Source organism: Planktotalea sp. (assembly GCF_049680325.1).
Taxonomy (GTDB): Bacteria; Pseudomonadota; Alphaproteobacteria; order Rhodobacterales; family Rhodobacteraceae; genus Planktotalea.
Genome location: NZ_JBAUHO010000248.1, coordinates 1 through 4,491 on the forward strand (window position 1 = coordinate 1; position 4,491 = coordinate 4,491).

5 protein-coding genes are annotated in these 4,491 nt (G+C 53.1%); 4 read left to right on the forward strand and 1 reads right to left on the reverse strand.

Annotated elements, in window-relative coordinates; translation table 11 throughout:
- The first annotated feature begins 110 nt into the window (after nt 1–110).
- Both nudC and WBC85_RS11240 read left to right on the forward strand, forming a co-directional pair.
- Nucleotides 111–1,079 (forward strand): NAD(+) diphosphatase, encoded by a 969-nt coding sequence (gene nudC / locus WBC85_RS11235; protein WP_424436846.1) that lies wholly within the window; start codon nt 111–113, stop codon nt 1,077–1,079.
- Nucleotides 1,080–1,127: 48 nt separating this feature from the next.
- The gene (locus WBC85_RS11240) at nt 1,128–1,601 is read left to right on the forward strand and encodes an SRPBCC family protein (protein WP_424436849.1); all 474 of its coding nucleotides are present in this window, start codon (nt 1,128–1,130) and stop codon (nt 1,599–1,601) included.
- Nucleotides 1,602–1,604: 3 nt separating this feature from the next.
- On the opposite strand, the gene WBC85_RS11245 is transcribed toward WBC85_RS11240, so the two are convergent.
- The gene (locus WBC85_RS11245) at nt 1,605–2,441 is read right to left on the reverse strand and encodes a prephenate dehydratase (RefSeq protein ID WP_424436852.1); all 837 of its coding nucleotides are present in this window, start codon (nt 2,439–2,441) and stop codon (nt 1,605–1,607) included.
- A 118-nt stretch (nt 2,442–2,559) separates the two neighbouring features.
- Between WBC85_RS11245 and WBC85_RS11250 the strand changes: the two genes are divergently transcribed.
- Together WBC85_RS11250 and WBC85_RS11255 are read left to right on the forward strand one after the other, a co-directional pair.
- On the forward strand, nt 2,560–3,090 hold the full coding sequence (locus tag WBC85_RS11250; protein WP_424436855.1) for a c-type cytochrome: 531 nt from the start codon (nt 2,560–2,562) through the stop codon (nt 3,088–3,090).
- 197 nt (nt 3,091–3,287) lie between these two features.
- Nucleotides 3,288–4,491: extracellular solute-binding protein (locus WBC85_RS11255; protein ID WP_424436858.1), on the forward strand; the 1,204-nt coding region annotated here is incomplete at its 3' end.

Here is a 4,491-nt window from a genome sequence, read left to right on the forward strand (position 1 = left end):
ATATACGAGTGACGTTCGGATATTACAAGATGCAGTCCGCGATTGTCTTACAGCCCTTGAACCCGTCCCCTGATCGGCCTTAGCCTGCCCAAAATCACAAAGGGCAGAGTATGAAATTTGCGGAAACGGTAACCTTCGGCGGCTCTGGCCTTAATCGCGCGGCTGAACTGCGTGCCGATGCTGCTGCGATAGCGCGGCTTCACGCGGACCCGTCATCGGAAACGATTGTTTACTGGCGTGGCAAACCGTTAATACGTCGCGGTTCTTGGGACGTGCTGGCGCGTGTACCAACAACGCTGCCTTTGTTTGCGAACCGTGCAGAGAATGCGGTTTTCCTTGGATTGGAAGATAATCGTGCGATTTTTGCACACGACATTTCTGATTGGACGCCCGGCGAGGTGGATGAAACATCGCTTTCTTCTTTTCTGGATCAGAGCGAGCAACGCCATCCTGACCTGCCAAGGACGGATGTATTTGCGGAATTGCGGGTGAATATGACCCGCCTGAATGCCCGAGATGCGGAACTCGCGGCCAGTGCGCGCGCGCTCTATTGCTGGCATGACAGCCATAAATTTTGTGCCAAATGCGGGGCCAAAAGCGAAATGTCCAACGCAGGTTGGCAACGTGGATGTACCAGCTGTAACGCGCAACATTTTCCAAGAACCGATCCCGTCGTCATTATGTTGATAACAAACGGAAATTCGGTTCTCATGGGGCGCTCTCCCGGCTGGCCAGAGGGCATGTATTCGCTCCTTGCCGGCTTTGTCGAGCCCGGTGAAACGCTTGAAGCTGCCGTCAGACGCGAAGTCTTTGAGGAAGCGGGGATTACAGTTGGTCAGGTGGATTACCTTGCGAGCCAACCTTGGCCTTTTCCCAATTCGCTTATGTTCGGGTGCAAGGGCGAAGCGACGAGCCGTGACATTACGATTGACCCCAAAGAAATCGAAGATGCGATGTGGGTAAGCCGTGAAGAAATGATGCTTACCTTTGCAGGGCAAAACCCGAAAATGCTTCCTGCGCGCAAAGGCGCAATTGCACATTTCATTCTAGAGCGTTGGCTCAGTGATAGACTTGACTAACAACCCTCAGCTATAGAGGGAAAAAACGCAACAGAGGCGGGCAGGCCGATGAAATTCTCGACTAAAGAAGATATTGAAGCGCCAATTGAAGATGCTTTCAAGCTGTTCAGTGATTTTGATCAGTTCGAACGTTCTGCGCTCCGACGCGGTGCAGAAGTGCGCCGTGTTGATTCGTTGCCACAACATGACGTCGGCATGGCGTGGAAAACAAAGTTCAAACTGCGCGGCAAGGAACGCAAGATTGACGCGGAAATGGTGGAATATTGCGCGCCTGAAAGCTACTGCCTAGAGCTGAAAAGCGCGGATGTCACGGCGCTGGCCACGCTCGAACTCATGTCTCTCTCAAAAAGTCGCACACGTGCGTCATTGGCGATTGAGCTTAAACCCAACAGCTTGTCAGGGCGATTGATGGTTAAGACACTTCGGCTTGGTAAGACAAAGTTGGAAAAGCGCTTTAAAACAAAAGCCGCCGACTTTGTCTGCGTTCTTGAGCGTGATTACAAAGCCGGCAAAAGGGCCTAAGCGTTACGCATCGCGCTCTGCTGATCTTGGATAGGTTCCGAGAATCGTCATTTCGCTCGTGAAATATGCAAGCTCGTCTAGCGCCAGTTTTACGTTCGCATCCTCTGGGTGGCCTTCGATGTCCGCATAAAACTGCGTTGCGGTGAAATGCCCGCCAACCATATAGCTTTCCAATTTGGTCATGTTGACGCCGTTGGTCGCGAACCCGCCCATCGCTTTGTAAAGCGCCGCAGGAATGTTGCGCACGCGAAACACAAAGCTGGTCAGCATGCCATGATCGCCTCGACGCTCCAGCTTGGTGTTGGGCGACATCACCAAAAAACGGGTGGTGTTGTGCCCGTGATCTTCGATGTCACGGGCGAGCACGTCGAGCCCGTAAATCTGCGCTGCGATATCGCTGGCAAGCACGCCGCTTGTGCGATCATCGCTTTGAACCAGTTCAGCCGCTGCGCCTGCGCTATCTGCCGCAGCTTCGCCCGCAATGCCATTTTTCGTAAGGAACGCAGCAGCTTGGGGTAGCAAGACAAGATGCGCGCGAACCTTTTTGATGTCACCCAACGCAACACCAGGCAGCGCCATCAAGCTGATGCGCACCCGTGTGAAAGCCTCGTCAATGATGTGCAAACCAGAGCTTGGCAGCAATCTGTGAATGTCCGCGACACGCCCGTAAGTAGAGTTTTCCACAGGCAACATCGCTAGTTCCGCGCGCCCCGAATTTACGGCCTCGATGACATCTTCAAAGGTGCCGCAGGGCAGCGGTTCATGATCTGGGTAGTTGTCTGCGCAGGCCTCATGGGAATAGGCTCCCAACTCGCCTTGGAATGCGATCTTCTTGGCCATGGACAGGGCTCCTCTAAAATCTGTAGCAAATGGGCGTTTAGTCGCGGGTTCTACACCTTGCCTTACGCGCGCGAAAGCCATAGATAGCCGCGCAACGATATTCAACGGGACGAACCAGATGTTTGACACCATGACGTTTACAAAAGTGCTCGGCGCCTCCTGCGGTGCTTTGCTGATTTTCCTTTTGGGCAGCTGGGCAGCCGAGTCGCTGTATCACACTGCGCCTGTCGCTCACGGTGACGATCATGGCGAAGGTCATGGTCAGGCCTACGTGATCGAAGTCGAAGGCGACGATCAAGCTGAGGAAGCGGAAGCAGGCCCGGACATCGCAACCTTGATCGCCAGCGCGGATGTTGCAAAAGGCGAAAAAGTATTTGGCAAGTGTAAAGCCTGCCACAAGCTGGAAGACGGCGCGAACGGCACAGGGCCGCACCTGTTCAATGTGGTGAACCGTGAAATCGGTAAAATTGATGGCTTTGGCTATTCAGGTGTTCTTGCCGAAATGGGTGGCACTTGGGATTACGACGCGCTTGACGGCTTCCTTGAAAACCCGAAAAGCTATGCACCGGGCACCAAGATGGGCTTTTCCGGTCTGAAGAAAGATACAGATCGCGCCAATATCATCGCGTATTTGGAAACCATCAAGTAAAGCGACGTTGACGAGATTCTATGTAATAAGCCGCCCCGCCTAGCGCTGGGCGGCTTTTTTGTGTCGATTGCAAAAATAGCCCCCACACACGCCCTAATCACAACGAGTTCATCCATTCGGCGCTTGAATGTGACAAGCGCTGCGCTTTAGCTATGTATAAGCAAGATTGATGACGTATTCGTCAAAGGAGTAGGATGATGACGGACAAGTTTCCGAAAGAAATCACCTTGAAGCGCCGCGATGTTATGCTTGGCATGGCCGCGGGTAGTGCAGGTTTGGCAATGGGTTTGGGCCCAAGGGGGGCCTCTGCCGAAAGTTCATCCTCGGAAATCATCAAAAGCCATGGCTATTCGTTTTTTGGTGATCTGAAGTATCCAGCCGACTTCACCCATTTCGATTATGTGAACCCGAATGCTCCGAAGGGCGGCGAAATTTCACTGTCTGCGCGCGGAACTTTTGACAGCATGAACCGCTGGGCACAAAAAGGGCAGCCAGGAGAGTATTCCGGACTTGTTGCAGAGAGCATGTTGGCGCGCGCACCTTTTGATGACGCGGTTCCAGCCGATTCAATCACGGACGCTTATTGTCATTTGGCGTCTGCCGTCGAGTACCCCAGATCAAAAGAATGGTGTGTCTTCCATTTGCGTCCCGAAGCGAAATTTTCGGATGGCACGCAACTGACTGCGCATGACGCAGCGTTCACGCATAACTTGTTTTTGGAGCAGGGCATTCGAAGCTATGCCCGCGCGGTCAAACAACGGGTTTCCAGTGTCGAAGCTGTGGATGATCTCACGCTGAAAGCGGTTTTCGTTGATGGCGTTTCGCGACGCTCGCTGATTAGCCAAGTCGGCGGTTCGCCCGTGTTTTCCGAAGCGTGGTATAAAGAAACAGGCGAACGTTTGGACAGCCCGTCACTGCTGACCCCACTTGGAAGCGGGCCGTATGTGGTCGATGACTTCGAAATAAACCGCTACATCATTTACAAACGAAATCCCGACTATTGGGGCTGGCATCTGCCTGTAAACGTGGGTCGCCACAACTTTGATCGCGTGCGCGTGGAATATTTTCTGGATGAAACGGCAGAGTTTGAAGCGTTCAAATCCGGCGTTTACACCTTCCGCCAAGAAGGCAGCACAAAGAAGTGGGCGACGGCCTATGATTTTCCAAGCGTAAAGAACGGCAACATCAAGCGCGAAGAGCTTCCGAATGGATCGCCGCCAACGCCCGCTGGCTTTGTGTTCAACTTGTTGCGTGAACCATTCACCGACATTCGCGTGCGCGAAGCGCTTAGCCTCGCCTTCAATTTTGAGTGGGTGTCAGCATCGTTACAATACGATCTAACCACGCAGCGCCATTCTTTTGTCGAACTCTCTGAACTAGAGGCGAAAGGTGTTCCAACTG

Coding starts and splice junctions, on each gene's coding strand:
- WBC85_RS11245 (WP_424436852.1), bottom strand. CDS start 2,441: ATGGCCAAGAAGATCGCATTCCAAGGCGAGTTGGGAGCCTATTCCCAT.
- WBC85_RS11250 (WP_424436855.1), top strand. CDS start 2,560: ATGTTTGACACCATGACGTTTACAAAAGTGCTCGGCGCCTCCTGCGGT.
- nudC (WP_424436846.1), top strand. CDS start 111: ATGAAATTTGCGGAAACGGTAACCTTCGGCGGCTCTGGCCTTAATCGC.
- WBC85_RS11240 (WP_424436849.1), top strand. CDS start 1,128: ATGAAATTCTCGACTAAAGAAGATATTGAAGCGCCAATTGAAGATGCT.